This is a genomic window from Pseudomonas sp. FeN3W, from assembly GCA_030263805.2.
Taxonomy (GTDB): Bacteria; Pseudomonadota; Gammaproteobacteria; order Pseudomonadales; family Pseudomonadaceae; genus Stutzerimonas; species Stutzerimonas stutzeri_G.
The window spans coordinates 535287-555948 of record CP136011.1 but is presented as its reverse complement, the minus strand read 5'-3'; the positions used below and the strand labels follow the sequence as shown (position 1 = coordinate 555948).

18 protein-coding genes are annotated in these 20662 nt (G+C 47.2%); all 18 read left to right on the top strand.

The genetic code is table 11. The annotated features are described in order from the left end of the window. Nucleotides 1–78: 78 nt before the first annotated feature. Nucleotides 79–1458, top strand: a complete 1380-nt coding sequence (locus P5704_026320; GenBank protein WOF81414.1) for a hypothetical protein — start codon at nt 79–81, stop codon at nt 1456–1458. A 410-nt stretch (nt 1459–1868) separates the two neighbouring features. After that, nucleotides 1869–2249 carry a hypothetical protein gene (locus P5704_026315; protein ID WOF81413.1) on the top strand — a complete coding sequence of 127 codons (381 nt, stop codon included), beginning with the start codon at nt 1869–1871 and terminating at the stop codon, nt 2247–2249. Between the two features lie 89 nt (nt 2250–2338). Beyond that, nucleotides 2339–3004, top strand: a complete 666-nt coding sequence (locus tag P5704_026310; GenBank protein WOF81412.1) for an HNH endonuclease — start codon at nt 2339–2341, stop codon at nt 3002–3004. Beyond that, on the top strand, nt 3004–4185 hold the full coding sequence (locus P5704_026305) for a hypothetical protein (protein ID WOF81411.1): 1182 nt from the start codon (nt 3004–3006) through the stop codon (nt 4183–4185). Before P5704_026310 ends, P5704_026305 begins: the two co-directional genes overlap by 1 nt. Nucleotides 4186–4193: 8 nt before the next feature. Continuing rightward, nucleotides 4194–4481 (top strand): hypothetical protein, encoded by a 288-nt coding sequence (locus P5704_026300; protein WOF81410.1) that lies wholly within the window; start codon nt 4194–4196, stop codon nt 4479–4481. Nucleotides 4482–4496: 15 nt separating this feature from the next. After that, on the top strand, nt 4497–7511 hold the full coding sequence (locus P5704_026295) for an ATP-binding protein (protein WOF81409.1): 3015 nt from the start codon (nt 4497–4499) through the stop codon (nt 7509–7511). Nucleotides 7512–7587: 76 nt separating this feature from the next. After that, a complete protein-coding gene (locus P5704_026290) occupies nt 7588–8088 on the top strand; it encodes a DotD/TraH family lipoprotein (GenBank protein WOF81408.1) in 501 nt (166 codons plus the stop codon). 12 nt (nt 8089–8100) lie between these two features. Beyond that, nucleotides 8101–8991, top strand: coding sequence for a type IV secretory system conjugative DNA transfer family protein (locus P5704_026285; GenBank protein WOF81407.1), 891 nt, complete (start codon nt 8101–8103; stop codon nt 8989–8991). A 66-nt stretch (nt 8992–9057) separates the two neighbouring features. Then, nucleotides 9058–10212, top strand: a complete 1155-nt coding sequence (locus P5704_026280; GenBank protein WOF81406.1) for an ATPase, T2SS/T4P/T4SS family — start codon at nt 9058–9060, stop codon at nt 10210–10212. Further along, nucleotides 10158–10469, top strand: a complete 312-nt coding sequence (gene icmT, locus P5704_026275; protein WOF81405.1) for an IcmT/TraK family protein — start codon at nt 10158–10160, stop codon at nt 10467–10469. Before P5704_026280 ends, icmT begins: the two co-directional genes overlap by 55 nt. A 64-nt stretch (nt 10470–10533) precedes the next feature. Next, a complete protein-coding gene (locus tag P5704_026270; protein ID WOF81404.1) occupies nt 10534–11361 on the top strand; it encodes a TcpQ domain-containing protein in 828 nt (275 codons plus the stop codon). A 15-nt stretch (nt 11362–11376) separates the two neighbouring features. Further along, a complete protein-coding gene (locus P5704_026265; protein ID WOF81403.1) occupies nt 11377–13047 on the top strand; it encodes a hypothetical protein in 1671 nt (556 codons plus the stop codon). A 10-nt stretch (nt 13048–13057) separates the two neighbouring features. Beyond that, on the top strand, nt 13058–14452 hold the full coding sequence (pilO2, locus tag P5704_026260) for a type 4b pilus protein PilO2 (GenBank protein WOF81402.1): 1395 nt from the start codon (nt 13058–13060) through the stop codon (nt 14450–14452). Continuing rightward, nucleotides 14445–15119 carry a hypothetical protein gene (locus P5704_026255; GenBank protein WOF81401.1) on the top strand — a complete coding sequence of 225 codons (675 nt, stop codon included), beginning with the start codon at nt 14445–14447 and terminating at the stop codon, nt 15117–15119. The genes pilO2 and P5704_026255 overlap by 8 nt, the downstream gene beginning before the upstream one ends. 138 nt (nt 15120–15257) lie before the next feature. Further along, entirely contained in the window at nt 15258–17879 is a 2622-nt protein-coding gene (locus P5704_026250; protein ID WOF81400.1) for an ATPase, T2SS/T4P/T4SS family, read from the top strand. Between the two features lie 63 nt (nt 17880–17942). Then, nucleotides 17943–18986, top strand: coding sequence for a type II secretion system F family protein (locus P5704_026245; protein WOF81399.1), 1044 nt, complete (start codon nt 17943–17945; stop codon nt 18984–18986). Between the two features lie 91 nt (nt 18987–19077). After that, on the top strand, nt 19078–19629 hold the full coding sequence (locus P5704_026240; protein ID WOF81398.1) for a type 4 pilus major pilin: 552 nt from the start codon (nt 19078–19080) through the stop codon (nt 19627–19629). A 60-nt stretch (nt 19630–19689) separates the two neighbouring features. Further along, a complete protein-coding gene (locus P5704_026235) occupies nt 19690–20655 on the top strand; it encodes an ATPase, T2SS/T4P/T4SS family (protein ID WOF81397.1) in 966 nt (321 codons plus the stop codon). The last annotated feature ends 7 nt before the right edge of the window (nt 20656–20662 follow it).

Genomic DNA, 20662 nt, shown 5'->3' with positions numbered 1-20662 from the left:
GGAAAGCAAGCCAGGTTTCGCTTGCTTTCTTTTCATTCTCATTTTAGTATCCACTTAATTGACAACCCGGAGATTTGTATGAGTAACCAACAGGACTTCAACGATCCTTTTGACCAATTTGATAACCTGGATGGCCTCGACGAGTCTTTTCCAGAGATTGAAGATGGTTTGCCGGATGATCTTCCCGAGGCATCTCCTGAGGATGATGAGTTCGAAAGCAATCCGACACAAGGCGTTCCGAGCAACCCAGCCCCCGCACCATCGAATCCACAGCCTCAGCAAGGCCCAAAACCTTTCCTTAAAACACCTATTGGAATGGTTTCAGCGGGATTGGCTGTCGTGGCCGTTGGCGTGGTTGGCACCGTTGGCTATACCTCAATTGTGGGCGGTGATGATCCAGTCATGAATCAACCGCTGGCGCAAGAAATCATTGCACCAGCGTCGGAGCCTGATTTTTCCCAGACACCTGTGGCCGGGTCATTTAACGAACAAGCTCCACAATCGCCGCTTCAGATGCAAATGCAGGGCGTGGAAAGTGCTGCCGCTCAGGCCCCTGCTGCTCAAAATCAGGTGTTGCAGGCACCTCTTACTCCTGAGGTTGCAACCCAGACTGCTACCATTCCTGGTGCAAGCAGCCCAATTGCCTTGCCTCAGGTAAGCGCTGGAGAAACAGATGTATTGACTCAAGTCCTGGATGAGATCAAGGGTCAGAGAGAAGACCTCAAAGAGGTAAAGGAAGTTGTAACGGTTATAGCCAGTGAGCTTGAGGAGCTGAAAGAAAACGCCGAGAAGGTGACGCTTGAGCAGATCGAGATCAGAAAAGATCTTGATAAGATTCGCAAGGCTATCAAGAGCGGTGTCAAAACGACTGAAGTAAAAGCAACCTCGGTGATTGAGACTGCATCTATGGGTGATAAAAATTCAACCCAGGCCGTGCCAGTGGTCAATATCGAAAATACCCTAGCTTCTGGCAGAACTCGCATTGGCGACTTCAGGGTGATTGACTCCTCAGCATCAGGTGAAATGGCAATCATCAAGAAGGAATCATCAGGCCGTGTTTTCACTGTTTTCAAGGGGGAGGTTCTCATCATAGGCGGAAAGCGCCTAACTGTCTCTTCAGTTGAGGATAAGGGCAACCTGGTTCTTGTTGGGGACAAGCTTTATATCGACAAGACCCTGGCTCCCAAGCCTGTAGCAGCTAAGCCAGCTAATCGCAGCACCCCCTCAGTCAACACTCAAAAAGCCGTAAAAAGGTCAGTGGTGAAGGACGCCGATAACTTCACCCTTAATGCGGTGTATGATTCTGACAGTTCATTTGGAGTCGTTGATTCGAGCGGTAACTTCAAGTCGTACAAGGTTGGACAGTCAGTTCCAGAGCTGGGTGGGGCTCGCGTCAAGGGTCTGGATAAGGATGGTAATCTCCGTGTTGGAGATTACGTAATCAAGTCGATCTATTGACAAGTAGTTGGTAATAATGGGCCTGAATGGGCCCATTTTATTTGGTGCCTCGCTTATGCTGATACTCATATCCATTGCCTTACTCCCTCTACATCTATATGTAATTGGTGCTTTTTTGGCGTATTTTATTGACTACATGAGGCTCGACGATGCGGCTAGCGCTGATCGTTTATTTAAGCTCGCGCTTCTAATGTGCTCAATGCTTATTGTAACGCTCTTACTTATTTACGCGGGCTTAAACAATACTAAGCCGAGCCCAATAGAGACAAGTCAACCAACAACCATTGATCGATTTTGACGGCCATCGGCCTCTGTGCACTTTCTAGATATTTTTGATACATATCTATTGCCAGGTGTAATGTTTTGGTTTATGTTAATGGCATAACCAAAACAAAAAAGAGGGTTGTTCCATGCATCTTTCCACTATCAAACGCGTCGCTCCAATTCTTGGCGTTGCATTACTAGTAGGGGCTTTCTCTACTGATACATTTGCCCAAACCGCACCATCAATCGCAGACACCGCTGGAAAGTGGAAATTGCAAATTGCGGCCATGCTCGGTCTCGCCAAGCTGGTTCTTGGCCTCATTGGTTTCTTCATGTTCGCTGGCGGGTTGTTTTATTTCTATAAGGACAATAAGCAGCCGGGTCAAGGCCACGTTAAAACGGGTGTTATTGCCCTGTTTGTCGGTACTGGCCTGATGTGCATCCCGTGGTTGCTCGCCCTGTTCACCGAGTCCGTTGCACAGGGGCAGGGCACCCAGGCCACTACGGTTACGGCTGGCTCTGTTTAATAAGCCCGCAGTGACCATGTGATTGATATTCATGTCAATTGACATACAATAAAGGGGGCTTGGCCCCCTTTTTTATTGAGCGGTTAAATATGAAATACACACCCATTGTACTGTCAGTCAAGCGCAAGGCATTCAGGGCTGACTCACCCAATCCAAGCGCAGCAGATAAGGTTTATCAGGGCGCTAGAAAACAAGTGTTTCAAAGGGATAACCATACCTGTCAATTTTGCGGCCACAGAAGCACAAAAAATGAAGTGCATCATATCAATGATGATCACGAGGATCACTCGCTTACAAATCTTGTGACCGCATGCGTCCTCTGTCATATGTGTTTCCATGTTTCCTTTGCCGGAATTCAGAACAGAGGCAAATTGATCTACTTGCCAGAAACATCTATCACTCAGGCTGGAATCAATCAACTGTGCCGACACCTATGGATTGCTGAAGTTATTGGCACGGGTGATCTAAAAAATACAGCAAGTCAATTATTGGCACGCTTAGACAAGGCAGATATTCACGCGAACGCCATTATTGGCACATCCAGTGCCTCAATATTTGGAGACCATCTTTCCTCTCTTTCTGATGATGAATACGCTAAGCGCGAATCCGCATTAAAGGGTCTTTATCTACTGCCCCGAAAGGACGCTTATGCACCCTATATAAAAATGTGGGCAGAAGAGTCACGCAACTTTGTGCCTGAGGACTGGGTTGAAACAGCAAAGGCAAAGTTTGGTGAGTGGGGAGGCGTAGTTTGATGAAGGCTTTATTTGGTGTTTGCATTTTTGATGACAAAAAGATCCCTGGCGAGGGTTGGTCTTGCAGACCAGATGAAGCACCCGAAAGAATAACCGGTGTGCATGATTTAGCTAACGACATATGCTGGGTGACAAACCTGGAATACAACGCGTTCATGGCAAACAACCTTTCTCATCTCAAGCATATCTGCCAGTCGCAGTACTTCAGGCAGTCACTTGACTTCTTTCTTACTGATTATGGCTTCAAGCAGGGTGGGAATAAGGCTGCATCAGAATTTCTTGCCAATCATTTTAATCTTACAGGCATTACTGGGCTTAATTTTCTTGGCATAAATCCAGTAATCTCTCGCAATAACTATAGATACTCACAGTTGATTGCAAACAACATTAGCCTGCCCATCTGGAAGCAATCTCCTCGCGGAATGCCGGAAGCGCTTTCAGATTTCATAATTGAAAATGCAACTCAGCAAAATCAAGGAATGATGGGTTCCCGTGGTGTCAAGACTACAACGATGCATTGCTATTTCCCCAGACTCACCTACTTTAGATGGCTGCTTAGCCAGCGCGTTCCGAGCTCGATGGACTGGACGCATCTGAGAACCTTCGATGACGGAAAAATTGTTGGATACAAAGGCGGTCAGATCAGTAACGAAAAAATGCTTATGGGCCTACACAGGATTTCCATAAAAAACAATTCGTTGCCATTCTTTAGAATTACTGTCCTTTCGCAAAATAAGGAATATGCAACATTTGGCGCTTTTGGCGTTGGAAAGTCAGAAAGCAGGAGCTGGGTGACGCTACCCGAGCTCATGTCATTATCCCGGTATGCCATGGTTAAAATCCATGAGATATATGAGTTGCCCGCTGGCAAGGTTTCAGATCACATTGAGCTAATTGATGATCTTTCAAATATCAAAGACATTTCCGTGTCGCACGGGCTTTTTATGGAGAATCTAGCCGCAGCCGTAATGAGCCCGGTTAACAAGAAGGAAACGGCTGTCGGCGCTTATCTGAGAGCATACGACAGGGCAGCATGTCTTGTTGCGGCTGAAAAATTCTACCAGGCCGGGATTCGTGTTGGGTCGTACAGCATGGGTAGAATTGTATTGATGGCAGACGAAAGTCAAAGAGTGCATGTTCAAAAGGTTGCCGTAAGCTTTGGTCTTGTTCCATTTATCTAGGAGTAAAAATGTCAATTCCATCATATGAGTCATACCTTCCTGAGGTGGAAAGTCTATTTAACAGATTGAGTACCGCCCAAAACCCCGCCATTGCCTTCACAATACAGAGGTTTAAAGAGGCAATGGGTAAAGACGACTTGAATGAAACAATATCCCATGATAAATTGATCCGCATCTTCAGGATATGCGATCAATTCGCTCTGCTTGATTGTGACCAGATATTATCAGAGCAGTCCTCTGATGAGCACTTCACAAAGTTTGTTAGTCAAGTCCAAGAAATCCTGGTAGAACAATAAAAATAAAGGTGATTCATGAGCATCAGCTACTCCATTTCCAGCATGATTAACAAGGTTTTCAAGACCAATGTGCATTATTACAGCCAGCTGGAAACTGCGAATAATGAATTTGACCTTGTTACAACAGAGGGCGGCATTCTCACCGCTTTCGAGATCAAGGGTACTTTTGGCGTAGTTGGTGACCACTCTTTCGGGCCAATGATTGAGTCCCTGACAGACAGCCTGTCATCCGCATTCCGCAGGCCGGGTCATCGGGTACAACTGGTATTCAGGCGAGATCCACTCAACTCAAAGGATGCGCTTAAGCGTTCTATCAATGGCGCAATTCGCACACTCAACCACTTGAATATTGATTTGGTGGATATGATCAATGAGCGGGGCAATTTGCTTCAAAACAAGACCGTTCTTGAATCATGCTATATGATCATCTCTACGGGGACGCGAGCCGTACACCCTGACATCTTGAGCTCTGCAATGAAAGAGCGGGCAGAAAAATCCGTTAAGTCAGGAGGGCTTCGTCCTGGCGATATGTCGCAATCGCCAGCAATGGAAATACCAGGTATTGACATGATCCACTCAGGATTTGTGTCCCAGGTTGTTTCTCGCCTACAAGAAACGCTTTCCATCAGGAAGCTGACAGCCCACGAGTATTTAAACGTACTGCGTAGGCAAATCACTCAATATGATTCCAGTGAGCAATGGAGACCCTATCTTCCAGGTGACAGGGTTCCCGCCAGGCTTGTTGAAGAGGTTCCACGAAGCAATGACATCTCTCATTTGCTCTGGCCAAGCATTGCTCAGCAGCTTTTTTCGAGAGAGCCCAAGACCGAGGAGACCGACACAACCATCGTTGATATTGGAGATTGGAAAATTGCTCCAATTTTGGTTGATCAGAGACCACAGGAGGTTCGCTCATTCGGCTATTTGTTCTCATCCATCGACCGCAATGTTCCGTGGCAGATGTCCCTGGTTATCGACTCCGGTCATGACCGAGTCACTCAGCTGATTTCAAGGAAAAAGGGGTTTGCGTCCTTTATTGCATTCATATCAAGTGAAAACAAGCTCATTAGAGATGCTGGTGAAGAGTTATTGGCTGCCGCAATCAACAATACAATGGTATCAGCTCAAATCAGCTTCTCGACCTGGGGCCGTGACCTAGAATCAGCGCGCCGCAATAAGTCCAAATTAAAAACAGCCGTGGAAGCCTGGGGGCAACTCCAGGTGGTAGAAGAGCGCGGGGATGCTGTCGAGGCCTGGTTCAATACGCTTCCGGGATTCTCTGCAAAACACCTTGCAACCCCAATTCCAATGATCATGAGTGAAGCACTCACAATGAGCCCAATTACTCGACCAGTATCTCCATGGTCAGAGGGGACAATGCTCTATCGAACAATTGATGAGAAAGCATTCCCTTACATGCCAGGCTCTGATCTTCAGAACGCTCAAATGGAACTCGTTTTTGCACCCCCTGGTTTTGGTAAGTCGTTTTACCTTGCTGCCGCTAACATGGGCCTGATTACCAGGCCCGGTAATGAAGTGCTTCCCCGCATTGGTATTCTTGATATCGGCTTTTCATCGGCCATGTTCGTGCAAATGGTCAAGGACAGCCTGCCCAATCATTTAAAGCACTATGCTCAGTCATTCAAGCTTGAGATGGATGCACGGTATGCTGTCAACTTCTTTGATACGCCATTGGGCTGCCAATTTCCGCTTAAGGTAGACCGTGAATTCGTTGTAAATATGATGACGCTTATCTGCACGCCTGCTGGCGCCAGTGAGCCACTTCCTCGCCTGGCTGAGCTTGTATCGAACCTTGTTGATGCAATGTACCTGTACTTCTCTGAAGAACAGAACCCCAACATGTATGAACCAGGCATGGATACTGAGATTGACAAAGTTCTCGAAGAAAACGGATTCTCTGGCGCCAAGAATGGGATCTCCTGGTGGAAGATCGTAAGATTGCTCCATAATGCCGGATACAGCCACGCAGCCATTCAAGCCCAGCGTTTTGCGGTTCCTACGCTTAATGATGCCACCACCGTGCTTTCTCAGTCTTCATCACTGAGGGATGTGTACGGCACGTCTGCGACAGGCCAGGGCAACGAAACGCTGATTGACTACTTGAAGACCATGATTATCTCGGCGGTCAATGACTACCCGATTCTCAGCATGCCAACCGTTTTCAGCATCGGTGATGCACGAATCGTTTCAATCGACCTGATGAGTGTGGCGCGCGAAGGCTCAGCGCAGGCCGAAAAGAAAACAGCTGTCATGTATTTGCTCGGAAGGCAAATCATCTGCCGCGAGTTCTACCGAAAGGCTGACCAGACACTTCCAGAGATCCCTCAGGAATTCCAAGCCTACCATCGCAAAATGATGGAGAAGGATGAGGCTATTCCAAAGAAATTTTGCATGGATGAATTTCACAGAACTTCGGCGGTTCCAAGCGTAAGAAAACAAGCGATTGTCGATATTCGTGAAGGCCGTAAGTATGGCGTTCATGTGACATTACTCTCTCAGCTGCTTGAGGACTTTGATGAAACGATGATCAAGATGGTTAACAACGTAATCATCTTGTCGAAAGGCGTTTCCGAAATGTCCCTCAATGAAATTAAGGAAAAGTTCAATCCTTCACCTGATGCCGTTCGTCAGATGAACCGGTGGCTAACCGGCCCCGGAAAAGAGGGTTCGAGCATGCTCTATATTGGGCAACTCAAAGCTGAGACGGCACCAAGGATCGAGCAGGTCTTGAGGCTTACTCTCGGCCCAATCGAGATTTGGGCTTATTCCACCACACCTGAAGACGTGTCTCTGAGGAAGAGACTCTCCGACCGAGTAGGTTTTGGTAATGCGCTAAGGGTTCTTGCCAAAGCGTATCCGAATGGATCAGCAAAGGCGGACATTCAGAAGATTCTTGCCGACAACTCGGTTCCTGTTGAAGAACTTGAGTCGAACCAAAACCTATTCGACTTTATTGTCGACAGGCTGATGAAGGAACACATGGATCTCATCGATCACAGCAAGATATAGGTTGCAGGCAGAAAGTTCTTAAATTAATATACTTTTTATTGACAAGGGCCGTGAGGCCCTCACAAGGTGATTTCATATGAAGCGACTCATTGCTCTATCGGTACTCGCTACAGCCGTGAGCCTGGGTGGGTGTGCCTCGCAGCATACCGCCAGATCCACGAATGTAATGGTTACACCCCCATCGCACCCGTTGAATGAGCTTAGAAGTGTTGCGGTTGAGGCGAGAGATGAGCTGCGCTTGCTTGCCAAGATCGCCGACGCTCAGGCAGCGCCCACTCTCACCAAAGATCAGCATGCACAGAAAGCGTTCCAGGCCACCTTTGTGCCTAAAGGTTTTGAGCGTAATGCGAAATTCTCTTATACGGGAAAGGCATCAAAGGCTGCTGAAGCGATTGCCAAGGTTGCGGGGTACAAATTCAAGACACATGGCAAGGTAATGCCAAATGAACCCTGGGTTTCCATCAACATCGACAATCAACCCCTGAATGAGGCGCTCAAAGAGCTGGGTGTTCAAACAGGATCCGCCATGCGCGTTGAAATTCATAACCAGCTGATGGTTTTGGTTTACAAGAACTAATGGAGCTCGACCATGCTTAAGCGTTGGGTTAGCCTAATCGCCTTGTCCGTAGCATGTGCGCATGCGCACGCAGAGCTTACGCCCGGCGTTCAATATGACAACAAGTCCCTTCAGGAGCTACAAGAGCTTCAGTACCTCAAGGGCATGACGCTCTCGGGTGATAATGATCTTGCTGAGAAGCGAAACCAGGCAATGCGAGATGCTGCGCTATCAGTAGGCGCTCAGAATGGTTACGTTTCTGAGATGAACAGGCTACGAAAGGACATTAATGCTGAAGCCGTCACGCTCGATGGTTTTTTTGCATTCAAAGATCTGATGAGGATCGCGACACCCGGAGAGAAATCACTTTACTTTCTTCCGGCTGTTATTCATGAATCAAACGAAGTGACAGCCCATTCGCCCGATAATAATCGTATTTTAGTATCCGGCAAGTACTACCAGATCATTAAAAAGGAGCGTTTGGTAACAAACCCGCCTGACTGGCGCGAATATTTGTTAATTGATATTCCAGTTGATGTCTCACAGCCAGTTGGCGCCCTACTCCCCAAAACACCTGCCGAGCAAGCGCTGTGGTCAGATTGGGTAGCAGAAGGATGGGAGACTGGCGTGCTGCAAGCAAATGCTGAAATGAGCGCCAGGGTGAGAAATCTTGGATCTGATTTTATTGGCATGGTTAAGTATTTGCGATTGGTCAAAGAAGGCAAGGTCACGCCTTCTTATGTTGCCTCTCAGTACAGGGGTAGCGTGAATCAAGGCAATAGCATGCATGTTGACCAGAGAACGTTCGCCATTACAGGCAAGGCCGCGTTCAATGGAAATTCTGATCAGTGGCTTCCCTTGAATCTTGATCCGCGTGGAAGTTACAGAACGCCTGATGAGATTCGTGAAATTAACCGGCGCTGAATAAAAGAGCGCCTCAATAGCTGAATAGCCGTAAAGCCGCGAAAACAAAAATAATAAGGCACAGGCATGACAACTGAGTTCATCACAAACATTCCACCCAGAGCTGACAATATCAATGTGGTCAACCAACTCCTTGAGCACATGGTCAATATTGGAGGGTCTGATCTGTTCCTTTTGGGATCTGGTGAAGTTTGGGTTTCTCGCTATGGGCGGAAAGTTAAGATAACCAATCGAAGATTGAGTGATTCTGAAGTAAAAAACCTCATTTCAGTCATCTATAACCAGAATGCGCCTTCAATGCTGGGCGCTGGACAGCCCATCGATACGTCTCACGAGTTCTATCGCGAAACAGGCGATGGGTTCAATCATGATCGTCAGCGATTCAGATTTCGAGTAAACGCAATTGGTTGCCTACGTGGAGGAAGAAAAAGCCTAACCATCACTATGCGCTCAATTCCATCTGAGCCGCCTCACTGGCAAAAGCTAGGCATTGAGCCACTGATCATGGAGACTTCTCGCAACCTGGATCAGGGCCTGATCCTTGTAGTAGGAGCAACAGGAAACGGAAAATCAACCTTGCTTGCATCGATCCTTAGGGATCGTATCGAGACAGTTGATAGTCACACCAATCTTGTCACTATCGAAAAACCCATTGAGTTCGTGTATGACGATATTGATAAGCCAACCTCTTTCGTTACCCAGATGCAAGTTGGAACAGATGTTGGCAGCTTTCATGATGGCGTTGTTAACTCGCTTCGCATGGCGCCGAATGTGATTCTCGTAGGCGAGACGCGAGACCTTGAAACCACTCAGGCATCACTTGAGGCATCAATGACGGGACACGGGGTATTCTCAACCGTTCACGCAAATAATGTGCCTGAAACGTTTCAGCGCCTGGTTTATGTATTTCCAGAGGATATGCAGAATCAGGCCAAGATCGATATTCTTCAGCCAATGAAAATGATTGTCGCTCAACGCCTTATTCCAACCGTTGATGGCGGAAGGACGGCAATTCGTGAATATATGGTTTTTGAGCAAAAGCACAAAGAAATGATGCTTGAAAACGGCAATTTTGCCGCTACAGCTTTCAAAATTGTGCATAACGAAGGCCGTCCAATGATTGAGGATGCTACAGAAAAGTACCGTGATGGGATTATTTCCGAACAATGGTACAACCGGATCAAGGCCAACTATGCAGCCCTTCAGGACTCACTCAAATGAATTTTTTAACTTCACACTACATCACTCGGCGCGCCAGATTTGGCCCCATCGATGCTCAGGTTGTTTACCCGCTACTGGTCTGGATGCTTCATATTAGACCATGGAGTACAGGTGTCCTATTCGTCGTGGTCATCACCATGTGGTATCTCACGAAGAAGGGCGTAAACCTGATGATGATGATGCGAATATTGAGACGCTGGGTCATCGGCAATAGGCGTGAAATAAGATCACCCTGGAGAAAGCATATTTCTCTTTAAAAAAGGCTTCACAGTTGTCAATTAACCTATTACTATTTATCTACCTTAAAAAGAGGACATCACAATGCCCCGCCGCCTATCAATCATGGCCGCCGCAATCATGGGACTTACCGTCTCACATACAGCGCTGGCCGAGCTCTACATTTCACCAGTGCTGCGTGACACTGTGACCTACAGTCAAGCCGACGCCACTCCAGCCAAGCCAGCCGCACCATCCGCCGTAACAAAGGCAGCACCGGTCGCGGTTAAGCCTGCTAATACAGGAGCCGTCATCAAAGGCAACTCCTCTGTCCATGGCGCCTTTGAGATGAAGGCAAAACCAAAAGAAGGCTCTCTATTTGGTAAGAACGTTCCGCTGTTTGTTGCCATGGAAAATCTTGTTCCAAACGCTAAGTCCTGGACTTTTGTATTTCAGCCCGGCACAGAAAATGTTTCGGTCTCCTGGAAAGGCGCAACCGACTGGCGTGATGCAGTAACCCAGATCTCAAAAAATCACGGTCTCGTGATTGCTATCAACGAACCCTCCAAACGTATTTCTGTGGCCAGAACCGCGAACATGGCAAAGCAGCTAGCTCAGCCAGGTCAAGATGTATGGGTTCTGGAAACAGACAAGAGCCTTCGCGTGAATCTTGAAACATGGGCCAAGAAGGCTGGCTGGACGATCAGTAGAGGCGATACCCAGATTGATTACCCAATCGATCATAGCGCCACACTTGTTGGCAAATTTGCTGGACGTGGAGGTGTTGTGGATCGCTTGTTGAGTGCCACACAGGGCCGAGAAACGCCTCTTACCGCAAAGTTTTACCACGGCAACAAGGTGGTTGTTCTTCAGGAAGCCGGTTACAAGCCAGAAGTTCCTGTGACCCCTGTTATCGATAGCGAATCGTACTAATTTCGAGGAAACAAGATGACCCGCATAAATACAGTTTCGAAGCTCGTGGTGGCCGTAGCCACTGCGGCAGCCGGTGCAGGTTGCACTATCGTTGACACCTCCTATGACCAGGTTCGCACGGATCTTGGGTCTACTAAGCGCGAGGTCAATCGTAACGAGCAGCTGAAGCCAACTGCCATCGAAGAAGTTGATGGAATATGGCTAGGCGGTGAAGCATTTCGCGTCTCTGAAGAGCTTAACGCTCCTTCCCTGCTCAAGCGTAACGTCAAGATTCAACAACTTGAGCCCATCTCGGCATCAGACCTGATTGGTGATCTCAGCCGCGATCTTGGTGTTCGTATTGTGCTAACCCAGGATGCCATTGAGCATACAGAAGGGGTTAGCGAGAACGAGAGCAATCAGGCTCAGGGTGGCGAAGATGAAAACATGGCAATCCCAATGGGTGGTCAGTCGCCTATGGACTTTAGCAGCCAAGTCTCTGTTTCCCCAGCGGCCAATATTCGATTTACCCTTGATTACAGCGGCAGTGTTTCAGGCTTGCTGGATATCGTTGCGGTTAAGTCTGGCTTGTTCTGGAAGTATGAGCATGGCGAAATTATCATGCGACGGTACGAAACGAAGTCCTATCTGGTTGACGTGACACCGGGCAGCGTTGAATTCCAAAGCACCATGAAGTCAGATCTTTCAAGCATCAGCTCCGGTGAAGATGGTGCGCTCGGCAGTTCCGATTCGTATCACCAAGTGAAATCAACTAATAAGCCCAAGAGCAACTGGGAAGCAATGACGTCGGCTATCGAGTCAATGCTTTCCAAGGGCGGCAAGATGGCGATTGCCGAGCAAGTGGGTACGCTGACTGTTACTGACACGCCACAGGTTCAGCGCCGGGTTGCGGAATACATCAAGCGCCTTAACGCCATCTCAAGCAAGCAGATCGCCATCAAAACTGAAGTACTTGAAATATCTTCGGATGAAAACGGAAATTTTGATACTGGAATCATGGGCGCTTTCGACTGGAAAGGGGATCTGAATCTCTCCGTTGATAGCACTCAAAAAATCAGCTTTGGCGTTGGAAGTGACCGTAACGGCAACACCAACATGGAAAACAAATGGTCTGACAGCTCATCTGCAAGCCTTGATCTACTACGCCAAAACAAGAATGTCAGCTTAAAGACATCCTCTATTATGTATGCAATGAATGGCCAGCCAACACCGTTCCAACAGCTTGACGAAGTAGGCTACCTTGCAGCGGTTGAAATTCCAACCAGGGGCCAGGGCCAGGGCCAGGGTCAAGGTGAAGAAGAAGTAACATCTTACTCTGTTGCGTTGACGCCAGGCCGTACCAGTCAGGGGATATCAATGATGATCATGCCAAGAATCATGTCTGATGGCCATGTCATGATGAACTTCGCTGTAGACTCCTCGCGGATCAACGCCATTGATAGCTATGGTGAGGAAGGGGGCGCGCAGATTCAGCTTCCTAACAGGTCACTGAACAAATATCAGCAAATGGTACGGGTTGCCTCTGGCAAGCCGTTGATGATCGCAGGCCTTGAGCGAACCGAGAACCATGCCCAGATCAATTCCAAGTTCGGAAGGGCCTCGTGGATGCTTGGTGGCTCTCAAAAGGGCGGAAAACGCAAAGTGATGACGATGATCATCCTGACTCCTTACATCATGTCGAAATAAGGTTAGACCCATGGAGCGTATTGTTGAGGTTAATGGCAAGAACCTGGTGATAGGTCTTGAATGGAGCAAATTGACAGGTTCTAATCCTGTTGAGGCGGCCAAAAAGATCTCCCAGTCTCGCAAAAGCCCCATGGGGCTACTCTGGTCTGTTTCGGTTGATGACGCTGATGAGCCAGGTCAGGATTCAGCCAGTCAGATCAGTCATAGCGTTGCTCTTTCGCACACAAAATTCAAGGGTGCCGTCTACTCTGCGGCAGCAGCACTTGCGCGCTCGCACGTCAGTGTGATTGGAATCGAGCGTATTGACGACGACCTTTACTGGATGGCAGTTACCGAAAATGGACGCGTTCTTCCTGGTTATGATGCGGTAACAAGCGAGGCGGAAGTCAAAAAGAAATTGCAAGAACTGGCGATTGATACCCAGCTGGACTATATGCAATTTTTCATGGCGCCAGAGGTTGCAGAAGTATTTGGCATCGAGGATGCTTACGATCAAAGTCCATTAAGTCTTATTCTTGCAAATGGCGTTGACGAAAGCATGCGTCTTAAGAAGATGGCTGGAATACCCAAGACGGCCTTTATGGGCGTTGGGATCGTCTTGGCGGGAACCGTTCTGTTTGGACTTGTTAAGTATCAAGAGATCCAAAAGCAAAAAGAACTTGAAGCACTCATGGCTGAAGAGGCTGTAAACCTCGAAGAAATTGAAAAGGAAATTACCGTTGACAAGGTAATCGAAAAAGGCCCAACAGATGCTGATATTCTAAGGCAAGCACGGCAAGAGGAAATCAGCTGGTTAAGAGATGACTTCAATAAAGCCAGCTTGCTACCCGTTATGAAGCATGTACTTTTGACCGTAAGTGCAACACCAACTTACTTTAATGGCTGGAGCCTGGAGGGTGTCCAGTATTCCACAGAGAATCCGACACAGCTTTCGGTTGTATGGAAAAGAAATGGAGGATCTCCAGATAGCCTTAAGTCGTTCATGGGCGGTTTTGGTAGAACAGGATTCACCCCTAGTTTTGACAGAGGAAGTACGTCGATTAAAATTGATCCGGGCCAGCCTGGGATTGAAGATGTTCTCGCCATTATCAGAGATGGGGGCGTTAAACACCAAGATTTTGCGAGTGCATTGATTGAGGCCTCTGTTTCATTTGATTCTTCGGTTAGTGACAATTCGGCTAGAAAGCAAACAATTGCAGGCCTAAAGGATAGAACGCTTGAAAATATGCCGCAGCTTGAGGTCGGAAATAGAGTGTTTAAGCTAAGTGGTGGGGAAGCTGAGTCATTTGCGAATTTGATGAGCGTTATGCAAGATGCAAATAACTTCCTACTCGAAAAAATCAATTTTACAATCCAGCAAGACGGCACTTATAACTGGGAACTGTCTGGAAAACTATATGAATAAGGGTTCGATGATGAAAAAAACAATTCTCGCTATGCTTGTAGGCGCTTCCGTTTCGCTGGCATTACCAGTAATGGCTGAATCCGAGGCAAGGCAAACCGCTACCAGCAATCTAACCGCCGACCAACAAAAAATGGTTAATGGCTTTATTACCCGCAACAACGAGATTAATGAACTATCTCATCAGGAAAAGATTCTAGAGCTTGAGGCGAAGCTTGAGAAGCTGAAGCTTGAGAAAGCTAAAGCCGAAAAAGAGCGCGATGAAATTATTAATGGCCCAAAACAGACAGAGATCGACCAGGTAAGCCAAAAATCATTAGAAAGCGATAGAGATGTGGAATCCACTTCGCCTCTCGACAGCATCTATATTACAAAGATCTACGGCTTAGATAGCGACCTGAAAGCGACCGTGTACTATAAGGGAATGATTACCCAGGTTGAGGCTGGTGATCAGATCGACGATGGCATTCATTTGCTCAAGTTTGTAAAAGGCGGGGCTATTTTCGCACACAAGAAAGAGACCAAGCGGGTTAGCTTAACAACTGGTTTCAATGCTTATGCCAAAACGTTCGAATCTGAAGATGATGAAGATGATGAAGACGACGCAGCCATGAATCAGAATGGAATGGCGCGCCCATTCAACATTGGGCCAAATCAAATGATGCGCTAAATCGTCGCATCAAAGTTACACTGTATTTTAAGCCCTGAATCATGTAGCGATCAGGGCTTTTTCTTTATTAGTTTCTGATGTATATTCACCTGTAGAAACAAATTGCGCCCAGCAACATAACAATAAGAGAGCTGGTTAATGAAAATTTTTGGCAGCAAAACGCCTGCGGTTAAAGCACCCGATGCAGGGGCACCAAGCCCAAGTGCGGCTCGCAAAACAACCCCTGTAAGAAATCAGAACCAACAACCCAATAGATCTCTTCAGCTTATATCCCGGCGTGAAGAAATCCCTTTTCATGTGTCGGTTTTATCCAATACAGGTGGCGCCTTAGCTTTGCCTGAAGAATGGCAAAAAAGCTATGCCATTTTGCTAACCAACCGCGAAAAGAAAGAGGTTGAGATCATTTGCTCAACCGAACTAATCAAAAAGAGCGGCGTCAATGACGATTTGCTTACCATTGTTGAGCAAATCAAGCGCGGCGGCTATACACGTACCCGCAAGTGGATGGCCAAGCCGGATATAATTTCCATTATCTACGAGTCCATAGAAAATCAAAAATCGCTTGAAGATCAGCAGCGGACTGCAACCAAAATCCAAATAGAGTTCGATGATCTGATTCAAACGGCTATCAATAGTGATGTATCAGATATTCACATCCAGGTCAGGCGTGATCAGGCAGAGGTTCGTTTCAGGGCAAATGGCGACATGTACGTTCATACACAGTGGACAGTTCGCTATGCAAGAACAATGGCTGGTGTGATCTACCAGGTTATTGCCGACGAAAAAGATACGACTTTCGATGAGCAAAAGCCTCAAGATGCCATTATTGACCGTGACCTCGGTCAATTAGGTCGTGTCAGATTGCGCCTTGCCACTATTCCGGCTTATCCAGCTGGATTCGACATGATCATGCGCATCTTGAAAATGGGTGTGTCAGGCAAAAGACGCTCCCTGGAGTCGCTCGGGTATAACAGAACTCAGCTCTCAAATCTCAGGCGAGCCGTTGCAAAGCCGGTTGGTGCCGTTGTCATGGCTGGTACTACAGGTTCTGGTAAATCCACCTCGCTTAACTCAATGCTGGGCGAGAAAATTGAGATATACAAGGGCCGCATCAAAGTAATCACCGTAGAAGATCCGCCTGAGTATTTGCTGGATGGCGCTACACAAGTACCCGTGGTTCGTTCTCGCTCTCAAGCGAAATCGACTGAGGGTGCTGTTAACCCATTCGCGTCTGTTGTTAGAGCCGCAATGAGAAGCGACCCAGACATCCTGATGGTGGGCGAGGTTCGAGATCATTCGTCAGCAGAACTGCTTATTCACGCGGTACAGTCTGGTCATCAGGTGTTCACCACCATCCACGCATCGAGTGCCATCGATATTGTTGCGAGGATGCGCTCTAATGGGATACCTGATGATGTATTGGGTGGCCAGAACTTTTTCTCATCATTAATGTACCAAACGCTGCTGCCAGTTATTTGCAAGCATTGCAGTTTTGGAATAGCTGAATTTGCTAAAAAAGCAAGCTCCGAGCAAGATTTCGAGCTATTGCAGCGCGCTTTTAAATACATGAAACCACGCGATGCATCACTGCTTAAATTTAAAAACGAAGGCGGTTGCGAGCACTGCGAGCAAGGCGTAACAGGCAGAACCGTGGCTTCAGAGGTATTATTACCCGATCCCTATATGCTTCAGTGCTTTAGAGATCGTCAAGATGCAAATGCTCTGCTTCATTATCGCCACAAAGGCGGCAAAATTGCCCTTGAACATGGCCTGTTGAAAGCTCTCCAGGGTCAGTGCGACCTTAGGGATGTTGAGCACAAGCTGGATCAAATCACGCTCCTTGAAGAACTGGACACGGCAGTGAAGGTCTTTAAGGGGCTAGACGTCTACGCGGACGCTGCATACAAGATTGACTCCAATACCATCGGTGACAATGACACCGTGCTTGACGAAAGCAAGGAAATGGAGCGCAAACAACAATTTATTCAATCGTTCCAGACGTATCTTACTGGGCAAGATATCGCTAAAGAAGCAGTGTCTCTCGAAAAAACAAGTCGGGAAGAGAAGTCTGAAAACAGTGTGAAACTTGAAGTTCCTGAGAAATCTCCAGAAAAGAAGATCACTAGTAATAATTCGCCAGACGTAAGCGAAAAGCCAGCACTAACTGAAAAAGCTGAGGAAAAGAAGCCAGCAACTAGAAGGGCTCCAAGAAAGAGCGTGAAAGCAAAAGCCGTAAGCAGAGCAGTTACACCCGATGAGAAACATGAAGAGAAAGGCCAAAATGAGGTAAGTATTAGCAAGGATGCACATTCAGATCTCGTTTCAGCTGTTGATGATCTTCTCATGGCAGTCTCTTCATCTCTTGGAGTTGAACTTGCACGCAATGGGCTTGAGCTAACGCCCCGCTTCCTTTCAGCAAGGCTCTCGGAAGCCTCCCTGATTGCGATGTCAAACGACAAACTTCTTGATGAAAAGCTAAGGACTATAATTCAAGAGGGCCATGACAATAAAGGTGTTATGAAAGCTATTGAGGGCATGACCGCTGACGAGCTTTTTGAAAGGGTCAGAAAAACACCTACAGCGCCAAATGCTGCTGAGAAACCTCGCTTCAAGTCAAGGTTACTCGGGGGTGAAGACGAGGAAGGGAAAGTAAAAAAGACTAGATCAACCAAGAATGTTCAAAGTCTTGATGCAGCCAGGGCTCGCAGAAATCCTCCAGCAAAACCAGACGATGAGGATGACGAAGGATCGTCTGAATAAAAAGAATAAGAGAATGCATGCAGCCAGGTGGCTGCATGCCAACAAAAACAATAAAGGTGTATTATGAGTCGCTTCCTTACCAGGCTACAATTTACGGGTTCTGTTCGAAAGAATATGTACCAAAGTTTTGTTGATTATCTTGGGCAGGGCATCCCAATCAACGATGTAGTCAAGTTGCTTTCGGAATCCATCCGGAAGGCTAACGCCAAAAGCCAAATGTTCCAGGCCAAAATTCTTGATGACATTGCGCTACAAATGTCTACAGGTATTGATTTTGCGGAAGCCATAAGCGTATGGATTCCAATGAACGAAGCCATGTCTATTCGTGCAGGCATGAAAAGTGGCGACCCTGTTAATGGAATGATGAACACGATTGATGCACTTGGGTCGGCCTCGGTGATGAAGAGCACCTTGTTCTCGAAATTGACTTACCCTGGCGTACTTTTGTCAGCACTGGTTATGCTGATCTACTTCTTTTCCACCACTATCATTCCAAAGATTGCTGATGTCTTGGATCCTTCAAGGTGGCCAGACTCTGCTCAGCCTTTGTATACGATGGCCACCTTCGTTCAAAATCAATGGTTTACTGTCTTCATTGGCATGATTGTCATGATTGTCTTGGTGGTCTGGACTCTGCCACGGATTGTAGGTGGCCCTAGGCGAATCATGGATATCTTTCCACCCTATAGCTTTTACAAGGCATTCCATGGCGCCAATCTACTGATATCACTTGCAGCACTCATGAGATCAGGCATCCCTCTTGTGGACTCGCTTTATGAGCTGAAGAAGATGTCAACACCATATATTCGCAGTCATCTTGATAAAATGATTATCAAGATGTCTGAAGGATCTTCGCTTGGAGAAGCGCTTGATACAGGGCTGCTTTCTGCTGAAATGATGGTAAGCGTTCACATGATGAGCCACAACGCAAACTTCCAATCTGCAATTTATGCAATTGGTAAACAAGCCGTGCAAAAAAGCGTTGATAAGATTTCAACCATCTCGGGAATGCTCAATGGTCTGGCATTGCTTGGCGTAACGGGCTACGTAGCCTGGGTATATTACTGTTTCTTTACGGTATCCAATGCAATGGCCGCTCAAGTTTAAATTTATATCAATCAAAACTATTGTCGACTTTCCAATTGCGTGTTATTGTCAGTCCTGTTGAACCATAATAAAAATAATGAGGGTATACCCAATGAAACTCAACTTCCAACGCCAGGCCGGTGCAACACTTATCGAAATCATCATGGTCGTCGCTTTGATCGCGATCATTACGGTTGGTGCTCTGGTTTACTTCAATAGTGCGCAAGATGCGAGCAACGTGTCCGAGGCGGTTTCCGGGCTAACAGCGATGAGCGCGGTGGTGCGCAACCAATACTCGACGCAAGGGGACTATTCGGGTATCTCCCAAGATGTTGTTATGCGCTTTGGTAACGTCCCTGAAAACATGCTTGTTCGGACGGGCGGAGCATCATCTGGCGCACCAACCCATCTCAAGCACCCATGGAATAATGCCAATGGTGCTGTGGCAATTGGTGTAGACACCATTAACATCGCGAACGATGCGTTTAAGATCACGCTCACCAAAGTTCCTGCCAAGCTCTGCACTGACCTGGTTACCAAAACGTATCGCCACTTCCAGAAAGTTGTCGTTGGGTCAACGACCGTAACTAACGTCTCGACAGCCACAACTGCATGCGGCATCGGCAACACTACAACGGCTGATATTTCCTTTACTCAGCGCTGATACAACCTAAGGGCGATGCACTCATCGCCCTTCTTTTCGCCCATTATTTATGTGAGCCTCATGATGACATTCAAGGGTCAAGTCTTTGACAGCATTACCGACCTTTATCTTCCAATTGATAATCCGCGCAATGGGTTTTCCTACCCTGATCGGTTGCCATTGAAGCCAGAGATGTACGAAGGCGCCATTTATTTAGCTGAAATGGCCAAGAAGAAGCGGCAAAGTGACTGCACACTGAGCTTTGAGGGTGTGTCGTTCCGGTGCCACTACATGCCTACGGCGATGGGTGACTTTTACATTTTCAGGAAAATGCCCTCCACAATCTTGTCTATGCGTGAGCTCGGATTGCCCGTGGTTGTGGCTAACCATCTGGTATCCCCTCGCCTACTCAAGGGTGGACTGATCATCGTATCCGGCCTGCCAGGCAATGGTAAGTCCACAACACTTGCGTCGATTATTGTTGAAAGACTTAAAAAATTTGCAGGGATCTGCATTACGGTAGAGGATCCCATCGAAATGCCGCTCCAGGGCAATCATGGTAATGGAATGTGCTTACAGCGCGGTGTTTTAGGTGAAGAAGCCTTCTCGGGAGCCATTAGAGACGCCCTGCGGGCATATCCTGCCAAAACCGCAGCAATGATGATGATCGGCGAAGTGAGAGATGCTGAAACTGCCGCCCTCGCCTTGAGATCTTCTGTGGATGGTCGACTGGTCATGGTGACCATGCATGCTGGCAATATTGTTCAATCGATTCAAAGATTGTGTTCGATGGCGTCAAAGATCATTTCCCTGGAAGAAGTCAGGGAGCTACTTGCTTCAAGCTTCAGGCTTGCACTTCACCAAAATCTTGTCCAGGCACCAAATGGTAAAAACCATCTGAAGGTGAGTGTGTTACTTGACACATTGCAGGCTGCTGGAACAATTAGACAGCGCAACGTTTCGCTGGATAGCTTAAAAAATGATATTATGATGCAGCAAAATTGCCTGAAGCTTAATATACCTGTTGAGCTTAGGCCTATTGATTAGGGCATTG